The 24165-nt window shown below is 56.1% G+C and carries 30 protein-coding genes; 17 read left to right on the top strand and 13 right to left on the bottom strand.

The genetic code is table 11. From position 1 onward, the window contains the following. Positions 1–62: 62 nt before the first annotated feature. From ACM6J5_RS14110 to ACM6J5_RS14095, 4 genes are all read right to left on the bottom strand, one after another. A complete protein-coding gene (locus tag ACM6J5_RS14110) occupies positions 63–395 on the bottom strand; it encodes a hypothetical protein (protein WP_095943530.1) in 333 nt (110 codons plus the stop codon). Between the two features lie 177 nt (positions 396–572). Further along, the gene (locus tag ACM6J5_RS14105; RefSeq protein ID WP_095943599.1) at positions 573–863 is read right to left on the bottom strand and encodes a hypothetical protein; all 291 of its coding nucleotides are present in this window, start codon (positions 861–863) and stop codon (positions 573–575) included. A gap of 192 nt (positions 864–1055) precedes the next feature. Next, positions 1056–1538, bottom strand: coding sequence for a hypothetical protein (locus tag ACM6J5_RS14100; RefSeq protein ID WP_095943529.1), 483 nt, complete (start codon positions 1536–1538; stop codon positions 1056–1058). Next, positions 1535–2356: a transcriptional regulator gene (locus tag ACM6J5_RS14095; RefSeq protein WP_095943528.1), complete on the bottom strand. Its 822-nt coding sequence runs from the start codon at positions 2354–2356 to the stop codon at positions 1535–1537. The genes ACM6J5_RS14100 and ACM6J5_RS14095 overlap by 4 nt, the downstream gene beginning before the upstream one ends. A gap of 228 nt (positions 2357–2584) precedes the next feature. Here ACM6J5_RS14095 and ACM6J5_RS14090 point away from each other — a divergent pair, with 228 nt between their 5' ends. Further along, a complete protein-coding gene (locus tag ACM6J5_RS14090; RefSeq protein WP_414928759.1) occupies positions 2585–2755 on the top strand; it encodes a hypothetical protein in 171 nt (56 codons plus the stop codon). A gap of 284 nt (positions 2756–3039) precedes the next feature. On the opposite strand, the gene ACM6J5_RS14085 is transcribed toward ACM6J5_RS14090, so the two are convergent. Further along, a complete protein-coding gene (locus ACM6J5_RS14085) occupies positions 3040–3501 on the bottom strand; it encodes a YMGG-like glycine zipper-containing protein (RefSeq protein ID WP_095942072.1) in 462 nt (153 codons plus the stop codon). Positions 3502–3616: 115 nt separating this feature from the next. Next, positions 3617–4297 (bottom strand): DUF3313 domain-containing protein, encoded by a 681-nt coding sequence (locus ACM6J5_RS14080; protein ID WP_095942073.1) that lies wholly within the window; start codon positions 4295–4297, stop codon positions 3617–3619. 306 nt (positions 4298–4603) lie between these two features. Between ACM6J5_RS14080 and ACM6J5_RS14075 the strand changes: the two genes are divergently transcribed. Continuing rightward, positions 4604–5404, top strand: coding sequence for a transporter (locus ACM6J5_RS14075; RefSeq protein ID WP_371918210.1), 801 nt, complete (start codon positions 4604–4606; stop codon positions 5402–5404). 34 nt (positions 5405–5438) lie between these two features. After that, positions 5439–5831 carry a GFA family protein gene (locus tag ACM6J5_RS14070; protein WP_150672555.1) on the top strand — a complete coding sequence of 131 codons (393 nt, stop codon included), beginning with the start codon at positions 5439–5441 and terminating at the stop codon, positions 5829–5831. A gap of 30 nt (positions 5832–5861) precedes the next feature. Here ACM6J5_RS14070 and ACM6J5_RS14065 read toward each other — a convergent pair whose 3' ends face one another. Continuing rightward, positions 5862–6533, bottom strand: coding sequence for a DUF4157 domain-containing protein (locus ACM6J5_RS14065; protein ID WP_414928941.1), 672 nt, complete (start codon positions 6531–6533; stop codon positions 5862–5864). Positions 6534–6826: 293 nt separating this feature from the next. Here ACM6J5_RS14065 and ACM6J5_RS14060 point away from each other — a divergent pair, with 293 nt between their 5' ends. Together ACM6J5_RS14060 and ACM6J5_RS14055 are read left to right on the top strand one after the other, a co-directional pair. Further along, entirely contained in the window at positions 6827–7252 is a 426-nt protein-coding gene (locus tag ACM6J5_RS14060) for a DUF2628 domain-containing protein (protein WP_414928758.1), read from the top strand. A gap of 122 nt (positions 7253–7374) precedes the next feature. After that, positions 7375–7710: a hypothetical protein gene (locus ACM6J5_RS14055; protein WP_141249985.1), complete on the top strand. Its 336-nt coding sequence runs from the start codon at positions 7375–7377 to the stop codon at positions 7708–7710. A 43-nt stretch (positions 7711–7753) separates the two neighbouring features. Here the strand turns inward: ACM6J5_RS14055 and ACM6J5_RS14050 are convergent, their stop codons facing one another. Continuing rightward, positions 7754–8575: a helix-turn-helix transcriptional regulator gene (locus tag ACM6J5_RS14050; protein ID WP_414928940.1), complete on the bottom strand. Its 822-nt coding sequence runs from the start codon at positions 8573–8575 to the stop codon at positions 7754–7756. Between the two features lie 95 nt (positions 8576–8670). Here ACM6J5_RS14050 and ACM6J5_RS14045 point away from each other — a divergent pair, with 95 nt between their 5' ends. Beyond that, positions 8671–9627 carry a threonine dehydratase gene (locus ACM6J5_RS14045; RefSeq protein ID WP_095942078.1) on the top strand — a complete coding sequence of 319 codons (957 nt, stop codon included), beginning with the start codon at positions 8671–8673 and terminating at the stop codon, positions 9625–9627. 109 nt (positions 9628–9736) lie between these two features. Further along, positions 9737–10432, top strand: coding sequence for a tRNA (adenine(22)-N(1))-methyltransferase (locus tag ACM6J5_RS14040; protein WP_414928757.1), 696 nt, complete (start codon positions 9737–9739; stop codon positions 10430–10432). A 30-nt stretch (positions 10433–10462) separates the two neighbouring features. On the opposite strand, the gene ACM6J5_RS14035 is transcribed toward ACM6J5_RS14040, so the two are convergent. Further along, entirely contained in the window at positions 10463–11452 is a 990-nt protein-coding gene (locus ACM6J5_RS14035; protein ID WP_414928756.1) for a GlxA family transcriptional regulator, read from the bottom strand. A gap of 161 nt (positions 11453–11613) precedes the next feature. On the opposite strand from ACM6J5_RS14035, the gene ACM6J5_RS14030 reads away from it, so the two are divergent. Continuing rightward, positions 11614–12405 (top strand): cysteine hydrolase, encoded by a 792-nt coding sequence (locus tag ACM6J5_RS14030; protein WP_414928755.1) that lies wholly within the window; start codon positions 11614–11616, stop codon positions 12403–12405. On the opposite strand, the gene ACM6J5_RS14025 is transcribed toward ACM6J5_RS14030, so the two are convergent. Further along, positions 12345–12887 carry a hypothetical protein gene (locus tag ACM6J5_RS14025; RefSeq protein ID WP_150672552.1) on the bottom strand — a complete coding sequence of 181 codons (543 nt, stop codon included), beginning with the start codon at positions 12885–12887 and terminating at the stop codon, positions 12345–12347. The two genes, ACM6J5_RS14030 and ACM6J5_RS14025, sit on opposite strands and share 61 nt — an antisense overlap. 167 nt (positions 12888–13054) lie before the next feature. On the opposite strand from ACM6J5_RS14025, the gene ACM6J5_RS14020 reads away from it, so the two are divergent. From ACM6J5_RS14020 to ACM6J5_RS13990, 7 genes are all read left to right on the top strand, one after another. Then, positions 13055–13705 (top strand): hypothetical protein, encoded by a 651-nt coding sequence (locus ACM6J5_RS14020; RefSeq protein ID WP_095942082.1) that lies wholly within the window; start codon positions 13055–13057, stop codon positions 13703–13705. 532 nt (positions 13706–14237) lie between these two features. Beyond that, positions 14238–15530, top strand: a complete 1293-nt coding sequence (ltrA, locus tag ACM6J5_RS14015) for a group II intron reverse transcriptase/maturase (protein WP_414928754.1) — start codon at positions 14238–14240, stop codon at positions 15528–15530. Between the two features lie 124 nt (positions 15531–15654). Further along, positions 15655–15828: a hypothetical protein gene (locus tag ACM6J5_RS14010; RefSeq protein WP_414928753.1), complete on the top strand. Its 174-nt coding sequence runs from the start codon at positions 15655–15657 to the stop codon at positions 15826–15828. A 284-nt stretch (positions 15829–16112) separates the two neighbouring features. Beyond that, positions 16113–16553, top strand: coding sequence for an Ohr family peroxiredoxin (locus ACM6J5_RS14005; RefSeq protein WP_414928752.1), 441 nt, complete (start codon positions 16113–16115; stop codon positions 16551–16553). A 127-nt stretch (positions 16554–16680) separates the two neighbouring features. Next, positions 16681–17139, top strand: a complete 459-nt coding sequence (locus tag ACM6J5_RS14000; RefSeq protein ID WP_414928751.1) for a MarR family winged helix-turn-helix transcriptional regulator — start codon at positions 16681–16683, stop codon at positions 17137–17139. A 405-nt stretch (positions 17140–17544) separates the two neighbouring features. Continuing rightward, on the top strand, positions 17545–19050 hold the full coding sequence (locus ACM6J5_RS13995) for a multiheme c-type cytochrome (RefSeq protein ID WP_095942099.1): 1506 nt from the start codon (positions 17545–17547) through the stop codon (positions 19048–19050). Positions 19051–19224: 174 nt separating this feature from the next. After that, a complete protein-coding gene (locus ACM6J5_RS13990) occupies positions 19225–19704 on the top strand; it encodes a hypothetical protein (protein WP_095942100.1) in 480 nt (159 codons plus the stop codon). Positions 19705–20016: 312 nt separating this feature from the next. Here ACM6J5_RS13990 and ACM6J5_RS13985 read toward each other — a convergent pair whose 3' ends face one another. Then, positions 20017–20505 carry a hypothetical protein gene (locus ACM6J5_RS13985; protein ID WP_414928750.1) on the bottom strand — a complete coding sequence of 163 codons (489 nt, stop codon included), beginning with the start codon at positions 20503–20505 and terminating at the stop codon, positions 20017–20019. A gap of 280 nt (positions 20506–20785) precedes the next feature. Beyond that, complete coding sequence (locus ACM6J5_RS13980) at positions 20786–21175, bottom strand: MerR family transcriptional regulator (RefSeq protein WP_095942101.1); 390 nt, start codon at positions 21173–21175, stop codon at positions 20786–20788. 74 nt (positions 21176–21249) lie between these two features. On the opposite strand from ACM6J5_RS13980, the gene ACM6J5_RS13975 reads away from it, so the two are divergent. Continuing rightward, positions 21250–22329 carry an SDR family oxidoreductase gene (locus tag ACM6J5_RS13975; RefSeq protein WP_414928749.1) on the top strand — a complete coding sequence of 360 codons (1080 nt, stop codon included), beginning with the start codon at positions 21250–21252 and terminating at the stop codon, positions 22327–22329. Positions 22330–22498: 169 nt separating this feature from the next. Then, complete coding sequence (locus ACM6J5_RS13970) at positions 22499–23398, top strand: DMT family transporter (protein ID WP_414928748.1); 900 nt, start codon at positions 22499–22501, stop codon at positions 23396–23398. A gap of 207 nt (positions 23399–23605) precedes the next feature. On the opposite strand, the gene ACM6J5_RS13965 is transcribed toward ACM6J5_RS13970, so the two are convergent. Next, on the bottom strand, positions 23606–24165 hold a 560-nt coding region (locus ACM6J5_RS13965), incomplete at its 5' end, for a hypothetical protein (protein WP_414928747.1).

Raw genomic sequence — 24165 nt, 5'->3', positions numbered from 1 at the left:
TGGAGTAGATACGCGATTGGGCGTCCTTGCTGTCGGTGAGATCGACCCACTTCGAACGGGAGTCAGAGTCCCCGGATCAGTTCCAGCTCTGCCGAAAATGCGTACTTGCTGTTCAACGGTGAGTCGTCCATGTGTTGAACGTTGCGCGGATCGATTTTCGAACTGAAAATCTGCGATTGGGGTTTCATCGGGTCAATGGCTGCTGCTGTAAAGGAGTAAAAGTCGTCAATACGATAACCGGTTTTTACCTGATAGCCAGTTTTCACGGTACTTGGGGCCTTCTTGTTGGTTTCGATACTCGTCAATTTGGCACTGTAGACGCCCTTGTCGTCGGCCATGGCCTTGAGGGAAAGCAATAAACCAAACGACACGGTGACGAAGTTTTTCAGTAGCATCGAGGCGATTCCTTATTAACAGTTTATTCAGGCAGTGCAGAATGTCAGCTGCATCTCTGCCACGACTTGGGCTGCAAATAATCTCACTTCGATGGCACCTGCCAAAGTCAATAACTCATATTTTTCAGGTCGCCGGAAGTGGCCAGTCAGCGCTTGCCCCTGCGAATCCAACGCGCCTCAAAGTAGTATGAGCCAGTTGGCGTAGCTCATGCCGGCATCACTTTGTGGTGGGGCAGGGAGAGCAGAATCATTGTTCTGCTCGTCCGTATGATACTCATTCTCACTTTGAATCTTCAGATGCGACAGTTTCTGGCTGTCATCCGGGCTTGTTTCAATTTCATAATATTCAATGGTCGTGCTTTCGACGGAACGCTCGTCGTGCGCCAACGAGTAGAGTGGCATGGCAGACAAAAAAAAGACCGCCATGAATCCGAAAGTCGTCGATTTGCGGGTTCGCAGGAAATGCATGGTTTTCACTTGATTCTCCTGTATAGGGCATTGTCCCGGGCGAGAATCAAGCTGGCTCGATTCCAAGGATGATCGGCGAGGGATTTTTGACAGGAGAGACGTTTGATTCAAATCAATAAGTGTTATTTTTGTTTGAGAATTATTTGATTTGAATCTGTGCCAGGCGGGTGTCGAGTCGCTGCGGGAGACCGATCAATGGTTCATGCAGCGCAGGCGGCCAAGTTCATGGATGTAAAAACACACGGCGTTTTTATCCTGGGTCGGAATCAACTCATAGTTTAGAATGGCGCCTTCTTGCAAGACATATTGACGCCTGAAGAACAGGTCGGGGGTCTTTTCAATGGCAAAAAGTTCATTGTCCTGGCTGAGTTTGATATTGCTGACCTTGATCTCGACGTGTGTATTGTTTTCTCCGATTATATTTGCCGAGATGGTCGCGTTGCGGATTTTTCCATTCAGGCTTTCCAGTGTGGTCCCCGTGAGTCGACCATGCCCGATAGTGAGGTACTCTTCCGTGTTGAGTTGGTTGAGATCCTCCAGCCATTGTCGGGATTTCGTCTGGTAACTGGTATTTTCCATGTAGTGCGAAGGTGAATAGACAAAAGAAAAAACGCACAGTGCATTGATCAAGACTATAAGAGGCCAGTGAAGGGCTTGTGGAATTCCGAACTTCATAAGGTGACTTCCAGACATTGACGAATCATCAAGGCGAGGTCTCTTTCGCTGCTGTTCAATTGCAGATTTGCAGTGCTTTGATCCTGGCGGATACACGAAACGGAATAATTGGCTTTATAGAGGTTGATCCAGACCTGGCCCTTCAGGTTTGGCGGTAGCTGTTCAGTTTGTTTGACCGAAAGATCCATCAGCGCTTGGGCCTCGGCAAGATCGCTGCCCACGGCGTGTATGACCAGTCCATTCTTGTCGATACTGGAAATTTCAATTTTTGGCGCGTCGAAGTCGAATTGAAAAATAGTAAAGGCAACGACTGCCAGCGTAACGACATAAGCGATCAGCTGGGCCTTTGTAATGCGGGTGGATCTACTGGTTTTACCTGAAGGTACCAGTCGTTCACCGCCACCCGGTGGCGGTAGTTGCTCAGTGATGGGCGCGGGTGGCTGCGCTGTTTCCTCTCGGGGTGCCGGTACGTCTGCCTCGGCATCGACTACGCATTGCCGGTTGAAGCAATATCCTCGTCGAGGAACAGTCATCAAGATCTCGTGATCCCGACTGTCATTGAGAATATTGCGTAGTGAGAAAACCGTTTGATTCAAACTGCCGGAGGCAACCACGCGGTCATTCCAGGTGTAGTCGATGATTTCATCGCGGCTTTTAGTGACACCTGGCTCCATGAGCAGCAGGTCCAACAGACGCGACTCAGCTCTACCTAGCGTGGAATTCTGTACATCTCCATGGGGTGTTGTAATGGAAAGCATGGCGTTGTCGGGGTCGAATACCGCCATGGCGCCATTTTTCAACTTGAAGGTGTAGCTCATAGAAATCTTCCGTTCAGGCGGTGCTGGCCTGAGTATAGGGGCCGGATTTGGCTCGGTACATTCTGGTCTGGGAAGTGAACGAAGATGAGGGCCAGGCGGAGGGTGCACGGTGTGTTGCATTTACAAAGCCGGACGGGCTCGTTTCAGAGGCGTGCGGTTCGGCAAGCAGCCCGGCCTGTCAGAGGTATCAGTTCAATCAAACAAAGAAAAAGCATTACCGGATGACCCATGGTTTTCGATTTTGACACCATGAATAATGCTTGGAATGGATTAGCTGCGCTATCCGAAAACTGCAAGCCGGGGCAGGTGGGTTTGCGCGCAGCCACGCCTGAATCAACTAACCTCGTTGTTCCGACAGGCTTCAGTTTCAGCCTGAACTATCAGGATACAAATCAATGATTGTATTTTTGTGCACCTGGCTTGCTAAAGATTATTTTTGATTCTTATTAGCTTTGAAGCAGGGGCGTTACCGATTTAAATGGATCTCGAGGAGCGTTGACGCACATCGCGTCGATGGTTTGTTTGTCGCGGCGTAAACGATCCTCACCTCTCGTTCTACGGCTTTGCCCCGAGTCCTTTCATGAAGGGCCCGGGGCTTTTTTTAAGCGGGCGCAGGTGGCCGGAAGCCAGGACGCGAGCATGACGGCGGGGGCACAAACACTTCACGCCATTGTCGTCGGCGATCAAGGCAAGACATCGTAGCCACGTTGTTGCAGGCAGCTGCTGTAGACGGAGTTGTTGGCGGTGATGCTTTGTTCGCTCTCATTCATATTCTGCCGGCGCTCCTGGCGTTGCCTGGAGCCCCCCACGACGGCGCCGGCAACCGCGGCACTGTGTGCGCGGTTCTGGCGATAGTCTTGCCTGGTATCGTCGTCGATCTGGTCATAGAGGTTTTCATGTTGGCGGCCGCGAACTTCTGCCGCGGTCGCACCGGCTACCGCAGCGGTAGCGGCGCCCTTGACCCGACCACCGGAGGGTACGGTGCTTTGCACCGGATGTTGCGCGTTGGCCTGGGATTGGCAGGCACTGGTGTCCTGCTGGATGGTCTGAGAGGTTTGACCTTTGAGGGGAACCACGGTCGCAGCCAGGGCGCTGGTGCTCAGGGACAGCATCAGGATCGCCAGGGTATGGGCCAGAATTTTCATCATTGAGTCTCGCGTCAGGCGTTGGTACGGCTAACGGTTTGTCAGAGGGAAAACGCGGCGGGGTATCACATTGAAACCCCATGCCGGTCTGCTTGCGATGGGGTTTTCCTCAACGTCAACGCTTGAGGAGGAGGGCCTGCATATCGTCCGTCATGCCTTTGAGTGCAACCTTGAAGTCATTGGCAACAATCGGCTGTTCGGCATTCTTGATGGTCTCGCCGAATACCTTGCGCACGATCTTCGCGACCGGCATACCGGTTTTGGCGTCGATCAGGTTGGCTTCGATGTACATCTCGGCGGTCTGGTCCCGATGCCCGGTGGCTGCTTGTGTCGCCCCGACAATGGCGCCGATTGGAACAGCCTCGTACCAGTGCATGCCTTCATTGTTGGCGCTGACGTGAGTGATCGCCGCCTGCAGGATCAGCGACCGCGAATCGGTTGGCGCCAGCTGCGGATAAGGGACGATCGCATAGCGGCGGGCAAAGGCGGTCTTGACGCTGTTGCTGGCCATCAGTTGCAGGTCTTGCAGGGTCTTCAGGCTGACGCGCGCGGTCGGCTGCGGGGATGGATACAGTTCCATCTGCCGGAACACCACAGTGGAATACGCGCGTGGATCGAACCCTGGCGATACCCAGCGCAATACTTTCTGCTCACTCGGCGTAGTTTGCTCCTCCAGGCCCTGGTAATTGCCCAGGAAGCCCGAGTATTGCTCTTGCTGCGCGACTTTCGAGACACAGCCGACCTGAAATACACAGCTCAAAGCAATACCCGCAATCCATTTATTCGACATGCCCATGTTTTTGGTTCTCAAGTGATGAAAGTTGTCATTCGGGTTCCGACCTGGCCCCGGGCATTGGTCCGCGCGCCTTGTATTCAGGCACGGGTACTCGCCGCACGGTTACGCAAAGCAGGTGCTTGCACGCCGGTCAATGCGGGCCGAATGCTGCCTGTAGCAGCGGGATAATCCGAATCAATAACTCTCAAAAACTGTTAAACACGGGGCGGGGGAAATTGCACTTCGATCACAGTTGCCTACGCTAACCCTTTGCAGCGCCGGTTTTGGCGTCTAAAGGTGAGTGAGATGGATTTGAAAGAACAATGGATGGGTACCGCGTCGACACTCGTCGTTGCGTTGGGCTTCATCCCGATGGTTCAGGCCGACGATTCGGCAGAGTTGGCGAAGAAAGCCCTCAACCCGGTCGCGGCGATGTACAGCCTGCCGGTGCAGTACAACTGGGACCAGAAGATGGGACCGACCGGGGAGGGCATGCACAGTGTCACCAATATCCAGCCTGTACTGCCGTTTGCCTTGAACGAAGACTGGAACCTCATCTCCCGAACCATTCTTCCGATTATCGACCAGCACGGCCTGGCCCCCAATGGCGCGGCGGACAAATCCGGCACCGGGGATATCACCCAGAGTTTTTTCTTCTCACCGACCAAGCCCACGGAAAGTGGCTGGATACTCGGTGGCGGCCCGGCGTTGCTGATACCGACCGGCAGTGATGAATTGCTCGGCAGCGAGCAATGGGGCCTCGGCCCGACGGCGGTGGCGTTGAAGCAATCCAATGGCTGGACCCGAGGCATTCTGGCCAACCATATCTGGGGCCTGGACGACAGCCCGCCGGACGACAAGGAAAAGGTCAACCAGACCTTCCTGCAACCCTTCCTCTCGTACACCACTCATACATACACGACCTACGGGGTAAACACCGAGTCGACCTACAATTGGCAATCGCGCGAATGGGCGGTACCGGTCAACCTGACGGTGACTCAATTGTTGAAGATCGGCGGTCAACCGTTGACGGTGCAAGCCGGCCCGCGCTACTGGCTTGACAGTCCGGAAGACGGGCCGCAAGGCTGGGGCTTTCGCGCCGCCGTGACGCTCCTGTTTCCACGCTGATACGCCGTTTCGAGCGGCCTGGAGGAGACATCGCATGGACCGATTCACCGGCGGTTGTTTGTGCGGCAAGGTGCGCCTTGTCGCGTCGGGGCGCCCGTTCCGGGTTGGCGTTTGTCACTGCCTCGACTGCCGCAAGCATCATGGGGCGCTGTTCCACGCGTCCGCGATATTTCATCAGGATGCAGTGACGATCGAAGGTGAAACCCGTGACTACGCCGGGCGGCATTTCTGTCCGCAGTGCGGTTCGTCGGTGTTTTCACGCAGCGCAGACGAAGTCGAGGTAAACCTCGGATCCCTGGATGCCCCTGATCAGTTGACGCCAACCTACGAGAGCTGGACGGTGCGCCGTGAGGCCTGGTTGCCGGCGTTCGCGCTCACCCGACGCTATGAACGCGATCGAGAGAGCGCGGGGCGTTTTGAGGACTAGCGGGCACATATAAGACATGCCCCTTTGAACTCAAGGAAATCGAGTCGATTCTGCCCGAGCCTGGCTGGCCCGCAGCGCTCTGGAGACCTGTGCTTGAATCTCGTAGGCAGGCGCCTCGACGGCTTCGTAATCACGGGTATAACGAGTGGCAAACTCGCGATCGCCCCATTGTTGGTACTGCTGCACGTGCTTCAACTCATGCGCCCACAACGCGACATCGTTAAGTGCATCGTCGGGATTTCGAAAGACGATAATGTCTATCAGGGTGACCGCACGTACATCGGGATTCTGCAGCATGGTGTGTGCGGCGTTCAGCTCCACATCATCGCCGACCTTGTAGCGCGCCGAATCGAGCACTTGAATGTCATAGAAGGGTTCGAGCTGGGCCCGGATATTCAGCGGGATTGGCCGGATATCGCCCGTTGCCGCGGAGTTGCGCGATTGCACGATCCAGCTCTGCAATCCGGAGGCCGCCATCTGGTTCATGTCGTCGAAGATCGATCCAGCTTCCTCTTCGGAACCTGGAGCACAAAAACAAGCGACCATGCAGACCTGGGACTGCCCTGCCGGGCAGGCGAGTACCGAGGACGAGGTGCCTGCGCAAAAGAGCACGATCGCGAACCGGAAAACTTGACGCAAAAATACAGCTGACAATGGGTTCTCCCATGGGCAATGGCGGTCGGCAGGCGATACGTTGGGCATCTCGCGCCCATTGTCCTGCCGCGTGTTGGACCGCCGCGGCACCGTTCGATTCCCTGGGTTGCACAGTATTTTCAACCTTGTCTGAAAGGCCGTGCCAGGCCGAAAGCAGCACGTTTGCGCCGCAACCAGTAACGGGTGTTTAAAAAAATCGCTTTGGCGTGGGAACTTTAGTTCGAAAATCGCTTCCATAGGCTGTCCTGGTGGCCACTCGACATGCCTGCCAGGCCAGGCATGGAGCAACACCAGGGATATCTGGAAGCAACACACCATTCAGGGACTAAAGGACTTATCGAATGAACTCTACAGATCAAGTGCAAGGCAGCAGCAAGTACAGCGCAAAATGGCAGGCGCGTTTTGCGTTCTTCGATGCTCACGGTGCGCCCAATGCACCGGGTTACAAACCGGCACTGCAGCAACTTCCCCTGAAACAGAAGATGAGCATCAACGCAAACATCATTGCGTTCTTCTTCGGGCCGATTTACCTGTTTGTGCTGGGACTTTGGAAAAAGAACCTGACGCTGATTGCGATCATGGTCGCAATTTCCTTCGCTCTGGACGCTGTATTCGCACTGGTCGACTTTGGCTTCACCAAGCAGGTCAACTTTGCCGTGGGCTTCGCTTTCAATCTGTTTTATGCCCTTTCGACCAACTACGCCTACTACCTCAAGGAACAAAAGGGCGAACAGGGATGGAACCCGTTTAAAGGCATGCGCTGGTAAACAATTCTGCAAACACAACTACAGGGTCATGACAAAACATGGCCCTGTAGCTGAGTCGGGATCGAGCGCGTTTTCCTTATGCGCGCTTTCACCTACTTGATTGGCCCCTCATGACACTGACAATGTTCGTCTTTTTCTTTCAGTCCATTGTCGGGGGCATTGGTACTTGTATCGTGATGCCCAGCCCCGGCGTTATCCCGCCATCTACCAAGAACATCGACCATCCCTCCAGGCCATGGCGAATCTTTTACCGGGTCATGGCCATCTGCATGTGCAACCTGGGAGCGGTTGTGATGATCATGATTCCATTGGCCGAACTCGACAATAATTTCGGTAGCAATGACCTGTCGAACGTTACTCGCGCATTGCTGCTGTTGGTCCTGCCAATACCCTTGCTCCTCGTCCTCTACTGGCTGTTTGCCAAGGCCGCGCGCAAGCGGGCCAGGGATTCCAGGTAAGGCTGTCCCATGAAACAGCAAAAAAACGGTTGATAACCAGGCGCTAACGGAACCCAAAAGACTGACGCAACTGCACCGGACTCACACCAAGGCGTTGCTTGAAGGTGGTCGCCATGTGCGCCTGGGAGTTGAAACCGCAGGTGTAGGCGATCTCCGTCAGAGTGGCGGTCGAATCGCGCATCAGCGCGCGGGCCTTGGCCAGGCGTCGGTCGATCAGGTAACTGTGCGGGCTTTTGCCGGTGGCGCTCTTGAAGGCCCGCATGAAATACCCTTCGGACAATCCCAGCAGGCCCGCCATCGCCGGTACGCTCAACGGGCCTTCGAGGCCTGCATCAATGAACTCATCGAGCAAGCGCATGCGGCTGCCGGTTATCGAGCCATGGGGGGCTGTCAACACCGCTTCGCTACCCGTCGCCCGCTCGGACAATGCCAGTGCCCAGACTTCCCAATCATCCTCCACGGAGGGCTGCAACAGCGCGGCGCGCATTCGCCACGCGAGGGCAGTGGCCTGCTGGTCGATGCGATTGTTGAAGGCACGATCCCCGTCCAATGCAACACCATCGGTGCGCATCACCCGCAGGTACTCACCGCCCTGGGGTGATTCGGACAACACGTCACACCCGACGGGAACGAACGCCAGGCCGTTGGGCACGGCCTCGAAGGGGCGTATGCGGTCGCTGCCGATGGCGTGCAGGCCGCGCTGGCTGTCGAAGGCAAAGCCGATTCCCGCCTGGGTCGCGACATATCGGGTCGCGTAAGCGCAGCCGGGGAGCAATTCGATCGCCCAGGGGCCGGCCTCGATACGACGGACCGGTTCGGACAGGGGCTTTGGCGACAGGGGATTTCGAGCACTCATGAACACCATAGTAGTGAAGAGCGGGGACAAAAGTCAGGTCGGTTTTTTGAAAGCCGCAATACGGCATCGTTGTTCAGACTGGGCAAAACCTCAGGGGGACACTCATGCACACACTGACTCGCGAAGATATCGAACAGGCCGCTCGCCACGTTTACCAGGTCATGCCCGCCACCGCCCAGTACCCTTGGCCCTTGCTGGCTCAGCGGTTGGGTTGCACGGTGTGGGTCAAGCACGAAAATCACACGCCTACCGGTGCCTTCAAAGTACGTGGCGGTATCACGTTCATGCATTGGCTCAAACGCGAGCACCCAGGCGCGAAGGGCATTGTCAGCGCTACCCGCGGCAACCATGGCCAGAGCCTGGCACTGGCGGCTCGCACACAGGGTTTGCAGGCGTTGATCGTCGTGCCGCAAGGTAACTCGGTAGAAAAGAACAACGCCATGCGCGGCTTTGGCGCAGAAGTGGTCGAGTATGGCCGGGATTTCGATGATGCCCGTGAAGAGGCTGCACGCCTGGCACAGGCCCATGATCTGTTCCTGGTTCCGCCGTTTCACACCGAACTGGTCAAAGGCGTTGCCACTTATGCGCTGGAGCTGTTCAACGCCGCGCCGGACCTGGACACCGTTTATGTACCGATTGGCTGTGGATCGGGGATTTGCGGGGTGATCGCCGCTCGCGACGCGCTGGGTCTGCGAACAGAGGTGGTTGGCGTGGTTTCCACGGAGGCGGCGGCCGCACAGTTGTCGTTCGATGCTGGCGCAATTCGCGAAACCGCCTCGGCCAACACCTTTGCCGACGGCCTTGCCGTGCGCAAGCCGATTCCCGAAGCCTTTGCCGTCTACGCGGCAGGTGCGGCGCGGATCGTATCGGTCAGCGATGACCAGATCGCCGAAGCCATGCGTGTGTATTACACCGATACCCATAACCTTGCCGAAGGGGCCGGTGCGTCGGCGCTGGCAGCGCTCATCTCGGAGCGTGAAGCCATGTCGGGAAAAAGGGTGGGGGTGATTCTGTCCGGTGGCAACGTCGACAGATCGGTGTATGCACGGGTGATTGCGTGAAGGGGGCATGACCCCGGTCACATAAATTTGAAATGCGCGGCATTGCTCGACAGAATCACGCCCCGATCCGGCCAAAGGCGCCGGACGTTCGTGGTGAAAGGGGCCGCAGTTGAACGAACAGACATTGTCCATGCGCCTGGAGCGCGTGGCGGCACATGTGCCAGCCGGTGCGCGGCTGGCCGATATCGGCTCGGATCACGGCTACCTGCCGGTGGCGTTGATGCGCCGTGGCGCCATCGTGGCCGCCGTGGCCGGCGAGGTCGCGTTGACGCCGTTCCACGCGGCCAACCGCACCGTGCGCGAGAACGGCCTGGACTCGCAGGTCAGCGTGCGCCTGGCTAACGGCCTGGCGGCAATCGAGCCGGGAGACGGGATTACGGCGGTCAGCCTCTGCGGCATGGGCGGCGAAACCATCCGCGATATCCTCGACAGCGGTAAGGCTCACCTGAGCGGTCAGGAGCGCTTGATCCTGCAACCCAACGGCGGCGAGCAGCCATTGCGCCAATGGCTGATGGACAACGGCTACCGCATCCTCTGCGAGGAAGTGCTGCGGGAAAATCGTTTCGACTACGAAATCATCGTCGCCGAGCGTGCCGGATCGGTGATCTACACCGCCCAAGAGCTGTACTTCGGCCCGTTGCTGATGCAGGCCCGCAGTCCGGCGTTCCTGGTCAAGTGGCAGCGCAAGTTGCGCCAGAAACAGAAGACCCTGAGCCACTTTGCCCGGGCGCAGCAGGCCGTACCCGAAGAGACGGTGCAGGACATCGCGCGGCAGGCTCGGTGGATCACCCAATTGCTGGCTTGAGCCAGGCCCGGGAGTTGTACGTGTCTGCGCTTACGCGGGTGATGGATCGACCTTTTTCCCGGTCCCATTACCTTTGGCCTGACGGGCGCTGCGACGCAGTTCCTGTGGCGTGCGCCCCACGACTCGCACGAAGCTGCGGAGCATGTGATCGGCATCACCGAATCCGAAGCACCTGGCGATCTCCTCGAATGTCTGCTGCCCGTCCTCGACCAGTGGCCGCGCCGACTCGATACGCAGGCGCTCGATAGCTTTTGCCGGCGTCACCCCGACCGATGCCGCGAACACGCGGCCAAACTGGCGCACACTCATATGTGCGACGTCTGCCAGGCGTTCGACTGACAGATCGTCACGCAGATGATCGCGCACATAGCTCAACACCGTGCGGATCCGGTCCGAGCCAGGGTCGAAATCCAGCAACGAAGAAAACTGATACTGACCACCGGGTCGCCGATAGTAGACAACCAGCATGCGTGCGACGGAGCGTGACACGTCCTTGCCCAGGTCCTGCTCGATCATCGCCAGGGCCATGTCGATGCCCGCCGACATGCCGGCGGATGTCCAGACATTTCCGTCTTCGGTCCAGATTCGATCTCCATCCACGCGCAGTGACGGATAGCGTGCCTGCAATTGCGGCGCGTAGTTCCAGTGCGTGGTCGCGACACGACCGTCGAGCAGGCCGCTCTCCGCCAGCAGGAAGGCGCCAGTGCAGACGCTGGCTGTACGGCGAGCACGCGGGGACATCTGCCGTATCGCTGCTGCCATCGGCAACATCCTGTCATCGATCGGCGCGGTGGGGGCGCCGACGATGATCAGCGTGTCGAGGTGTTCGACCACCTGCAAGGCGTCGGTCGCGACTTGCAGTCCGCTCGAAGCGCTGATCAATCCGCCTTCAAGGGAAGCGACAGTGAACCGATAGCCGGGAGGGCGTGCACGATTGGCGTTGGAGAAGGCTTCGAGCGGGCCACTCAGATCGAGCAATACGAAGCCCGGGTAGACCAGGAAGCATATGTGACGTTGCATGCACGGAACATCCACAGTCTGAATGGGGCCATGGTACGCGCTTGCTGTCGGGAAGGTCACGGGGCCGGGCATGTCGGCCGAAATCCAGGGATAAATGTCCATTTCGTGCCGTCTTCTCGCCGTACCGTAAATGCATCACCCCCACATTGCGGACATGCAAAATGACCTTCAAGCGAATTCAACCAGCCAGACTCATCTCCTGCGCCACCTTGCTGGGGGCGATCCTGATGGCGCCCGGCATCGGTTTCGCCGCCGAGAACCCCTACGCCGATCCAGCCAAACCCGCGCTCCCGGCTTCCACCTTTCAATGGGATTCCAGTCGAACCGCACTGGTCGTGATTGACCCACAGATCGACTTCATGAGCCCGGAGGGTGCGGGCTGGTCAATCTTCGGCCAGAGCGTTAGCGAGCAGAACCTGGTGCCGAATCTGACCCGGCTGTTCACGGCGTTCAAGCAGGCCGGAGCGACCGTCGCCATCTCGCCGCATTACTACTATCCCCACGATCATCAGTGGGAGTTTGAAGCGCCGGCGGAGACCGTTCAGCACAAGCTGGGCATGTTCGACCGCAAGGGTGCCCTGACGCTGGATGGATTCCGCAATTCGGGTGCCGACTTCATGAAGACGTTCAAGCCCTTCATCGAAGACGGCAAGACTCTCGTCGCCTCACCGCACAAGCTGTATGGCCCGCAAAGCAACGACCTGATGCTGCAGTTGCGCAAACAGCGGGTCGACAAAATCATCCTGGCCGGCATGGCGTCCAATCTCTGCGTCGAATCGCACCTTCGCGAGTTTCTGGAGCGTGGTTTCGAGGTGGTAGTCGTACGTGATGCGGTCGCTGGCCCGAAGCTGCCTGACGGCGACGGCTACGGGAGCGCGCTGGTCAATTTCCGCTACATCGCCAACGGCCTGATGACCACCGAGGAGGTCGTGAAAAAGCTGGAAGGGCGCTGATCATTGATCCTCCCTGATTTTTCAGCAGCTATCAGCGCGGCATGATCTTTCGCATTTTGATTGGCATCGGCGATGGAGAACTCGCCGACAGCCTGGTCGAAAGAGTCCAGTTGGCCCATTTTCGAAAACTTGCACAGGCCTTCGCGGGAAGCCATTTTCGCCGTTGGTCGGGTCTGGCGACGAAAGTTCAGCGAAATAGCGGTATTTTTTTCGGCATATGACAAGAAACGATTCAGCCGCTTAACGCCGCGGGTTTCAGCCAAAGAGGCAGAGATCCCCAGGTGCTGGAAACAGTACCGTTTGTCGATGTTTTTGTTCAAAAATTGAACGATCGGGATATGCTGGGCTCTGATTTCCAGCAGGCGGATCCTTGGGGACGCGCTGCACTCACTAGAAAAATGGACGTATACCTCATCTGCATTGAATGGAATGCACATGGGGATTTTTTTTACCTGAGACCTGGAGTGATAGTATGCCGTCATCACTGACTCGCTGGGCGAGTCGCTCTCTCTTGTAATACCAAATTATTTAGTTGCTTCAATCTTTGCCAACTTGACCTTGCAGATGCGAATAAATAATTCGCATGCCTGGGGCATGGTCATTTTGCACTGCTGCTATAAGTGGAGATGTAAACTTGGATATTAATACAATGATCGGCCTTATCGGCCAGAAAGAATCCATGGAGCTGTTGCGTTTAGGCGTTGTGTACGTTCATCTGTTGGCTTGCTGCGTAGCTATCGGCCTGGTGTTTGCGAGCGATGCCGCCATGGTCAAGGATTTATTGAAAGGTCGTGTTTCGTCGGGACACGATAATGACCATATGGCCAGTCTGCAGAAGTCTGTTGCCAATGCGTTGATATTCTTGTGGGTCACCGGAGCTGCGGTAATAGGCATTGATTACCTTGAAAAAGGCATGACCTATTTTGCCAATCCGAAACTTCAAGCCAAAGTTATTATTGTATTGTTGCTGACGTTCAACGGCATGTTATTGCACCGCTATGTATTGCCTGCAATGTTGAAGGCCGGTTCGTTGCTTGATCTTCAGGTCAATGTACGGATGTTTGCCCTGTTCTCTGGCGCACTGTCGGGCGTGTCCTGGCTGTATGCCGCCATGCTGGGCGTCGGTCGACCGCTGGCCTGGAAGTATTCGCTCACCGAGTTGCTGATGGCCTATCCGGTGTTGATCGTGCTCGGCTTTGCGATGATGGTGGCGCTGACTCAGTGGGCGCGTAAGCGCAACGAAGCAACGCCGGTCCAGGAATCTACCTGGATGTTTGCAGGAATTCCTGCGCTGCGCTGAGCTGACGAGAGTTCGGGAAAGGACGGTTGAAACTGTCTGAACCGTTCAAACATCAAACCCCTCCTTGTGAGGGGTTTTTTGTGTGCGCCCAGCATGGGCGCAATCTTGCGGGTGAAAGTCCCGTCGTAAGCTGACCACAGCGAACGAAGTGAAGCGCAACTGCATGAGGGCGACCGAGTGTGGGGAGGAAGCGTGAATCGAAGCCATGAGCCGATGTACAAGAACCGGATACAAGGCGAAGCCGATCAGGGCGAGCGGGCACAAAACCGCGAAGCTCTTGTGGTCAAGGGTCAGGTGGCGTAAATCCGGCGGTTGTGTGGTGAAGGATTGCGTTCTTACCTGGGGAGATCTCGCTTTGTGCCTGAAAGGGCGACGGCGCTAGCCGGAGCGAGAAGTCAGCAGAGGCCGTAGTAGTCTTTTTTTGACGAAGGGCCGAACGAGAGAAAGCGTTATAGGCCATGTTGATGCGAACGTCCGGAAGTCAGATGCCTGCCAAACGCGGGGCGGATGGAGATAACCGAACGGTGAAGCCGTGAGCAGTCCCGTCAGCGACGAGGTCAATCGCCCGCAAGATGAATCCGACAACGCAGGGCAAGGGCTGCTGGAGCGGGCCTTTGCGAGAGGAAACCTGAAACGGGCGTGGAAACGGGTCAAAGCCAATAAAGGAGCAGCAGGAGTCGACGGTCTGGACATTGACCAGACGGCCGAACATCTGCTGATCCAGTGGGCGGCGATTCGTGAGCAGCTTATGTCAGGAGTCTATCGGCCTAGTCCGGTACGACGTGTAGTCATTCCCAAGCCAGACGGCGGTGAACGCGAGTTGGGTATTCCGACGGTCACTGACCGTTTGATCCAACAAGCGTTGCTGCAAGTCTTGCAGCCGTTACTCGATCCCACTTTCAGTGAACACAGCTACGGCTTCCGCCCGGGACGCTGTGCGCAGGGCGCTGTTTTGGCGGCTCAGCGCTACGTGTCCTCGGGACGCAAAGTGGTGGTGGATGTTGATCTGGAGAAGTTCTTCGACCGGGTCGACCACGATATTTTGATTGATCGTTTAGGCAAACGGATTACGGATCGGGCGGTTATCCGACTGATTCGGGCGTATCTGGATGCAGGAACGCTGATCAATGGCGTGGTCGAGAAAAGTCGCTGCGGGGCGCCGCAAGGCGGCCCGCTGTCGCCGTTGTTGGCGAATGTGCTGCTGGACGAAGTGGATCGGGAGCTTGAGCGTCGAGGCCATTATTTTGTGCGCTATGCCGACGATGCGAACGTTTATGTTCGCAGCCAGAAGGCAGGCGAGCGAGTCATGGTCTTGCTGAAATGCCTTTATGAAAAGCTGCACTTGAGCATCAACGAAAGCAAGAGTGCAGTGACGAGTGCGTTTGGCCGCAAGTTTCTGGGCTACGAATTGTGGTCAGCCCGCGGCGATGTCAAACGCGCTGCATCCTACAAAGCGCAGAAGCAGTTCAAGCAGCGAATACGCTGGTACACCCGACGCTCGTGTGGCCGTAGCTTGCAGCAGATCGTCGATGAACTGCGACCTTACATTTTGGGCTGGAAAGCTTATTTCGGGTTGTCGCAAACCCCAGCCGTCTGGCGTGCGCTGGACGAATGGATACGACATCGATTGCGAGCTATCCAGCTTAAACAATGGAAGCGCGGAACGACGACGTATCGTGAGCTGCGAGCACTTGGCGCGAGTCACCAAGTGGCGCAGAACGTGGCAGCAAACACCTGTCGCTGGTGGCATAACAGTCGTCTGGATCTAAATCGCGTGCTTAATATTGCGTGGTTCGACAGGCTGGGATTGGTACGTCTCTCATAACCTCAATCTCTCGAACCGCCCGGTGCGGACCCGCATGCCGGGTGGTGTGGCAGGGGAGCGGTCTGTGAAGGCCGTCCCCTATGCCGATGTGTGGGTATCAGCCAGTCAAGGAAAACCGGCTCGAATGGCTAATGCCAGTCAGTTAAGGCGCAAGATCTGTGGGAGCGAGCTTGCTCGCGATGGCGGCGTATCAGCCAACGGTGATGTTGAAGCCGATGGCCTCATCGCGAGCAGGCTCGAATGGCCGTGTTTTTTTGCCGGGTTGATTGCGCGTCTACCGCTCATCGCCAAGGCATAAAATAGGCTTTGACATCATTGGGGCGTTGGTTGAATATTCAACGCATCGCATGCGATCTAATCGAAAGCGATATTAGTCAACGACAACCCAGGCCGTTTGGAGACTCAACCATGAACACCGGAAGCCGCCGCACAATGTTTATCTCGACCGCTCACGCTTCCCTTGGCCAAAACGGCAACAACTGGATCATTGCACACGCCAATTGATGAACGTTGTCTTTTTAGACGGCACAAATATCGCATGCGATGTAATCGCACGAAATATTAAATTCTGAGGAAGTCCCCATGAGCAAAATCGAAAAAGTACTGGCAACCGGCAAAACCCACACCACTCACAGCGGTGTCGGCGGTCACAACGGCAACCTCGATATCGAACTGTCGTCTCCTGGTTCCACCCAGCCGGCCCATGTCTTTGCCGCCACGCAGCCGCACCCGAAAGCCGAGCAACTGTTCGCCGGGGCCTGGTCTGCCTGCTACACAGCGGCAGTGGGGCTGGTGGCCCAGGAGCGCAATATCGTGTTGCCGGCGGATATGGCCGTCGACATTGAAGTGGATCTGGGCCAGACCGGCGCGGCTTACTTCCTGCAGGCTCGACTGACCTTGCGCGTGCCGGGGCTGGACCAAGGGGTGGCGACCGAGTTGGCCCACACCGCCGATGCAATCTGCCCTTACTCCAAGGCCACACGCGGCAATATTGATGTCGATATCAACGTACTGACGGCATAACCCACTGCATGGCCGGCTCAGCGGGGATTTTCCCGGTGGGCCGGCCGTCGGTGTTTATACGCACTTCCGATATCATCGCGTACGACGTATAGTTTCAGCCTCGCCAGATTGACCCAAGAGAACGTCCATGAAAAACACCGCCAAGACATCCGCCCTGGATCTCAAACTCTCCGAGTTCCTGTGTTTTGCGGTCTATTCAACTAACCTGGCCTTCGGCAAGGCCTACAAGCCGATGCTCGAACGGCTCGGCCTGACCTATACGCAATACATCACCCTGGTTGCGCTGTGGGAGGAAGACAACCAGACCGTTGGCAGCCTCGGCGAAAAGCTGTTTCTCGAATCCAATACCCTCACGCCGATCCTGAAGAAACTGGAAGCGATGGGTTATCTGCTGCGCCAGCGCGACCCGGAAGACGAACGCCAGGTGCGGATCAGTCTTACCAAAGAGGGCCGAAAACTGCGCGAAGGCCTAACCGAAGATGGCTTCCCGCAAACCGGACTTGATCCCGACGACTTCGTGCAGATGCAGAAGGCGATCGTGAAGTTACGGGGCAGTCTCATTCGGTCGACCAAGGACAGAGAGTAAGTCGTATCGAGTAAAGTGATTGGGCCGGGTTTTCCGAGGGGTACCCCGCAGAGAAGCCCTGGCCCTCCCGTCTGACACCCCCCCGATTTCGGAGTGAGCCCCCCCACTAATGGGTTCTATTGCTCCGCGTTATTCACATCTTCATTAGCCAGTTACTTCAGTCGCTGGCCTATGTCTGCGGGTCTTTCAGGTCTCCGCGCACATTTTATGCAACGCTGGCAGAGTAATTGCTGAGTGAGCTTGCCCCGTTCATGCAAGGTGCAGGGTCGGGATGCTGTGGGACTGTCAGTACGCCATTGAGTGATTGCCTGTAACCATCGGTTTGCATCACGAAGTAGCTCTGGCGACTCGAGACTTGGGCTACTCAATAAAAGTACCGCGGGCAACCACCCAGGGGAAATGCTCATGAGCCACTCCAGACATACGTGTGCGCAGGTTGTGCTGCACCGGTTGTGCTTTCTAACCTGCCTGCTCGCGGTAACACTGGTGGCGGCGGACGAGCCTCAGGGCAATGACAATCAAAGCAATGAGAAGTGGCTGGAGCCGGCACGCTCCAGGCTCATGCATGTGATTGGCGGGATGCCGTTCTTTCCCCATCGGGCCAATACCACCGGCAATCTGGTCTTGAATGTGAAGGACTTCGACAATGCCCAGGTCTGTGGCGCTTGCCATACGGAGATCTACAAACAGTGGCGTTCATCGATGATGTCCCAGGCCTGGGATGAACCCATCTATCGGGCCTTGCTCAAGCGTGCGAGTACGGCCACCGAGGGTAAGGTCGATAACTTCTGCACCGGCTGTCATACCCCGATCGGTCTCACGACCGGGCAGATCACTTCGCAAGTCAACCGCTCCTCGATTGAAGACAGTGCCAGGAATCATCCGATGCCCGGGGTCGATTGCGAGACCTGCCACAACATCAGTGCCCGCACGGGCCTCGATAATGGCGCCTATGTCCTGAGTCCGCGAGCGAACGGTAAACCGACCAAGTTCGGCCCGCGCAAGGATGCGGTTTCGCCTTATCACGACACTGTGTATTCCGCTCTGCACACCCGCTCGGACTTTTGCGGCACCTGCCACAACGTCACGCACCCCTTCAGCAGCGTGGCGGTGGAGCGCACCTATGACGAATGGCAGGAGAGCAGCTACAGCCTCAACAATGTGACTTGCCAGAGTTGCCACATGCCGGGTTTTGCGGGCAAGGCCGCGATCATGGGGCCAGATCGCGAAGAGGTTGCCTCGCATTGGTTCAGCGGTGCCAACGCGATGATGCTCAAGCATCTCGGTCAGGAGGAGGGCGCGCAACGCGCACGCGACATGCTTGCGCGTGCCGGGGACATCAAGTTCGAGCAAGTGCCGGCAGCCATGACGCCTGGGCAATACACCTCGGTAGCCGTCAAAGTGACGAACGTCGGCGCCGGGCACAAACTGCCGACCGGCTTTCCCGAGGGCCGGGAAATGTGGATCGATTTCCGGGTGCAGGATGCCAATGGTCGTCAGATCTATCGTCTGGGGTCGATCAAGGATGGCAAGACCGAGGTCAACACGCGAAACTTCAAGGTGCACATCGGCGACAAGGACGGCAATCCGTTGGACGTCGAGGTCTGGAATGCCACGCAGATTCTCTCGGACAACCGCATTCTGCCCAAGGGCTACGATATCGGAGAGTTTTCCTTCCTGGTGCCGGCCGACGCCGTCGGACCGCTGACCCTGACAGCCGATCTGAACTACTGGCCGTTTTCCCAGAAACTCGCCGACTACCTGCTCGGCAAGGATAAAGTGCAGGTGGAAATCACCCGGATGGCCAACGTCACGCAGAGCGTACCCCTGTCGACCGGATCCGAGACGGCGAAGCAGGCGGTACCCTCGAAGTTGAAACTCGACGACGCCAGCGCTTACTACAGGGAATGAACATGTCGTCGTAATGCCTAAAAATCCGGCGTGATTCAAGTTTCCTCAACCAGGATATTCACAGTCTCGCCGTGTTCAAACCGCCTGCCACAGCAGTGGTCATTAAGTGGCACAACCTTCGGGATGAAACTACGCTGATGAAACACTTATTTCCCCCCCCTGTGGAGCTGGAAAATGAAAAGGATTTCTGCTGCCACTATCGTGCTCACAGTGCTCGTCGCGCTTTCAAATACAGTGTCTGCTGAAACACCCTCTCATAAGGATGCTCGCACATTCGTTGCCCAGGCACAGATAGGCAGAAACCTCTCTATCCTTGCACTTTCGGCAGCGAAAAGAACGAATACCTACGTGATGATCGCCACGAAGCTGGGAAGTGCAGATGCAAACCGTGCCGTGTCTAGTGAAATCAAAGCATTGCTGCCGCAGTATCAGCCTGAGTGGGATGAGAACCTTGCAGCAGCCTATGAGAAGTCATTCTCTCAAGAAGAGTTGTCATCACTCGTTTCTGAAGGCCGTGCATCAAAATACGCGGTAAAAGTGATAGAACAGCAATCCGAAATTGGTAGAGATATGCAGTCGAGCTCCGAGCCAATTCTGATTGCTCTTGTTACCGAGGCACTTAAGGCGACCCTGTCCAAATACGTCCCAAAATAGATTGTAAAACAGGGCGGCCGGCATCGCGGCCTCTATGCTTTTGGGGTATGGGTTTGCGCTGTTTTATTGGTGCTTGGCTAACTTTTCAAGAGTTTTTTCTGTGGGGAGAGAAAATGAATAGCCAGGAAGTTAGTTGTTCTGATTTTGAGACTCATGGATCTATTACAGTCGACGGTTTTCAAGAACATCTCTTTTTGGCCAATTGTCGCCTGTTGTGAGGAGCAGCACTGGACTCAAAATTGGCAGATAGCGACCAAGTGGGTCAACATAATTTAATGGAGTGTCTTTGACATAGAAACTATCCCGCAAATGTTATCGTCGCATCCGTTCGGATTCCATCAAGGCATTTGCAGCACGCTGCCGAATAACCCTGCAAAGTTTTTCCATGGCTGTATTATTAATGCATGTATTGGAATTTAATATAATCCTATTCAGATCATCATCTGAGACAGTCGCGTCGATATGTCGTATTGCCCAGCTTTTAAAGTCGGGGTGTGTTTTTGCAAGTGCGACAAATGTACTAAACTGATCCCATTTTTGGGCGAAGAGGTTCGCCACGGCTTCAGAGTAGCCCTCGCCAAGCTCACCATCATCACAAGAAGCGAAGACGCTCTGATGCTTAAAAAGGGAAGACCAATCTCCGCGTACATCAACTAACAAAGCCCCTGCTCGGCTATTCATCTCGGGAGGGCAGTTTTCGTACGCCGAAGCCTGAGAGAATGGCACACATCCCAATCCAAGCCCGAACAACAAGACCAGGAAGGTCAGGGGGCGAGCACATACAAATCTGATGAAAGTCATGATTTTAGCCCTATCGATCACACTGCTGTTGCGTACCAAACCAATGTCTCCTCATGGCGGTTTTCCACCACCCTGATATCCAGGCTATCTGGCCGTATGGCAGTTACCTTGGTAAGGCACGATACGGTCAGCGGCATCGACGTCGAAAATAGAGCGTCAGGGCTCGATGTCTGTATAGGTGACCAGTTTGCCCATATTAACGGGATCGGCTCGGCTAGGACCTGCGATTGGCTTGAAACTGGAAGCAGGCTGCAGCTTCCGTTTCCCGGATGCTGACAGTTCAGTTGGAAGAGTTGTTCAGCCGCTGAAGCTCAAGTTGCTTGGCAGCACTGGCTTCGAGGTTTGTACGCTCTTCATCCAGATACTGATAAATGCTTTGGAGGTTGGCGATTTTCTGTTTGATTTCTGCCATCTTCTTTTCAATTAGCTTAGCGCCGTCAGCACAATCGATCAGCTTGTTCCGCTGCGCATCCAGAATCTCGCCTATTTCCCCCAGGGAAAACCCCATGCTTTGCGCGCGCTGGATAAAGTCCAGATCCTGCAGAGTTTGCACTGTGTAAACGCGATAGTTGTTATTTTGCCGCAGCGGTGAGATCAGGCCGATTTGCTCGTAGTAACGCAACGTATGGCGGCTGGCGCCGCTTCGGGCCTCGAGTTCGCCGATTTTCATGAAAACACCGCTTGACTGTAGAGCTGGGTCGATAGTTTACGCTTGATTTCTCACCTTAAACAAGGAACAGGGAAATGAGCGTGGAGTGCTTTGTCACGGGGGGTACCGGCTTCGTCGGTCAACATTTGGTGGCGAACCTGAGTGCAAAAGGTCACACCATTCGGGTGTTGATGCGTCGCCCGGAGCGACTGGCTGCACTGCGGGAGCAAGTCGATAATTTGGGAGGGTGCGCAACCCGGGTATTTGCCGTAGCTGGCGATCTGGAACGGGACAACCTGGGGCTGAGTCTTGCTGACCGAGAAGTGCTAAGGCGCGCCAGAGTCATATTCCACCTGGGCGCCCACTTCGCATGGGGGCTTTCAGTGGAGCATTCTCGTGCGGTGAATGTAGAAGGGGCAAAGCGCGTGGCGTTGTTGGCGGCTGAGCAAAAAAGCCGTTTGGTGATGATCGGCGGCTACATGCTGAAAAATCATGAACATCTGCAACGCATCGGGATTGATCCTCGTTATCCGGAGCTGACGAATTGGCCTGCCGTCTACCGGCATGTCGGTGGTTACGAGGGGAGCAAGCTGGAGGCGCATTTTGCGACCCTGGAGGTCATGTCCGCCAAGGGCGGGGAGATTACCGTTGTCCACCCCGCGACGGTTTGCGGCCACAGCCGCACGGGGCATATCCTTGACGGTCAGCCACTGGTGGAGCTGATACGCAACCTTGTACAGGGAAAGCTGACTGCGGTGCCCGGTACCGCCGAGCACTGGCTGCCACTGGTCACCGTGGATTATCTGGTTGAGCTGGTGGCAGTTTGTGCTTTTGATCCTGCCATGGTGGGCCAGGAACTGCTGGCGCTTGATGATCAGACTCCCAACTTGCGAGAACTCCTGATACAGGTGGCACAACCTTTGGGCTTAAAGTCTCCCAAGCATCACATTTCACTCCGATTGCTGAAATTACTACTGAGTATTCCTCCCGTCGCGTGGTTTTTGAATACAAAACCCGAAGCCTTGGACTTTATCCAGACCACTCGTTTTGATACAGCAGCGGTCGAGCAATTTGCCAACAGGCATGGAATAGCCAAACCGGATATACGCCAGTCTTTGCAGCACACCGCAGCGTTCGTCAACTCATATTGCATAGCCAAGGGCAAGGCCCGCTGACTTCTCCCTTGGCGGCGACAAGAAAGCGAATAGCGGACTACTGGGCGATCCAGCGCTTATGCCAGAATAAATACCGGGGTTGGTGGGATCTTCGTATCCTCGAACTTTGCGCCGTCGATGTGGGGCGGCATTCTATCGAACGACAAATCAGCGACAGGGATCGTCATCCATGCAATCTACTTTCAGCAAAGGCGTCATATTTGCACTCTCCGCTGCGGCACTGAACGCAACGATCGGTGTACTCAGCAAAGTACTCATGAGTAATGGTTTCACCGCTAGCAGTGTCGCCGTCATCAAGACCGTACTGGGTTGCGTGCTTCTCTCGATCTTACTGTTTTTCCTCAAGCGCCCGGCGGCGTCGACCAAGTGGACTCAGGCGGCTATCTGCGCATTCCTTGGCATCTTTGTGCTGTTCCATTTCGAAACGTCCGCCTATCGACACTACGCTGCAGCAGGTGTGGTGGTGGTGCTGATGGCCAGTGCCTCAATTTCCTCGATCGTTCTGGGGCGCATTTTCCTCAAGGATGCCATCACCGCGAACGCTACCGTGGGCGCCGCACTGGCTATCGCTGGGATCTCGGTGATCTTCGGCGGCGACCTGCAGCAGGGCTTTACCCTGCAAGGTGCTGCGCTCGCCTCCATGGCCGGCTGCGGCTATGGGGCCTTTTCGGTTGCCATGAAGCGTATGGGGGTGTCGGGGGGGCTGCACTTCACCCGACAATTGTTATTCTTTGGCAGCCTGTACCTGCTGATGCCGGCTGCGGCCGATGGTTTCGCGATGGGCGAGCTGTCGCCGCTGGCGATCGCCGCACTGCTGGCGCTGGCCACGCTGCCGACAATCCTCGGCTTCTTCTGCACCACCAAGGCCATCGAGTATCTCAAGCCATCCCAAGTGCAGGCGCTGGAGCTGACCGAGCCACTGTTCGCCGCGCTGCTGGCGTTTGTGGCGCTCAATGAAGTACCGCGCGAAAGCCTGTACGCGGGAGCGGCACTGATCATCGTCGGCCTGTGTTTCTCCAATGAACTGATCCGCTTGGGCAGCAAAGCATCCGTCCCTTCGACCGAGTGAGCTATTTTCGGATCCTGATTACTTTAGCAATCAGTGGTTTTTAAGTGTTTTGAGCGACTGACCGCTACTGACCGGTTTTTGCCTGTCGCGACCGGCTAAAAACGACCCATTGCAGTCATTCATGGAGATCAGCAACCGATCCGAAGCGGGCGGTGCATCAGTCGGAACCAGCGTGAAAACACCTCCCCCTGAGCATCGGTATTGCCATCAAACCAGGGCGGCGAAGAAGTCACTTATGCTGGTCCAAACCGAGACAACGAGCGGGCTCCACAGCGTGACGAGGAGCGCCAGAAAAGCGAAGCACATCGGGAAAATATATTCCGTAAAAAATGGAGTCAGCAATCCGCCCTTGATGAGTGCGCTTAACCTGGCCCGCCGCTTGACCCACGTGGAAACGGGGAAATCGATAAAGTCATCGATGGGGTCATCGATCATCCCACAGCGAAACGAATAACCGAATCGAACATAGTTCACATCGATAGCTTTGAATAGCTCAAAACCAGTCACTTTCCCCATGGTGGCCCCTTCACTAACGGGGGCATAGCGCTCGGGAACGCTGGCATACGCGGAGGCTTCAAACTTTTCCCGGCATTTAGCGAGCACCTGCTCACGATTGGACCGATAAGTCAGTCGAACCAAATCGTTCGCATAGAATTCGCACATTTTGCCATCCAGCACTCTCCAATTCTCTGGCAAATGCTGGACATATCGACCGAATAGATAGAGCAAGATGATCGCCCACACGACCCATAGGTGCGCTACGTTAT

Origin of the sequence: Pseudomonas sp. IT-P74, assembly GCF_949768175.1 — a bacterium.
Classification (GTDB): domain Bacteria; phylum Pseudomonadota; class Gammaproteobacteria; order Pseudomonadales; family Pseudomonadaceae; genus Aquipseudomonas.
The sequence above is the reverse complement of the archived record's forward strand: the minus strand, read 5'-3'. Positions and strand labels throughout refer to the sequence as shown.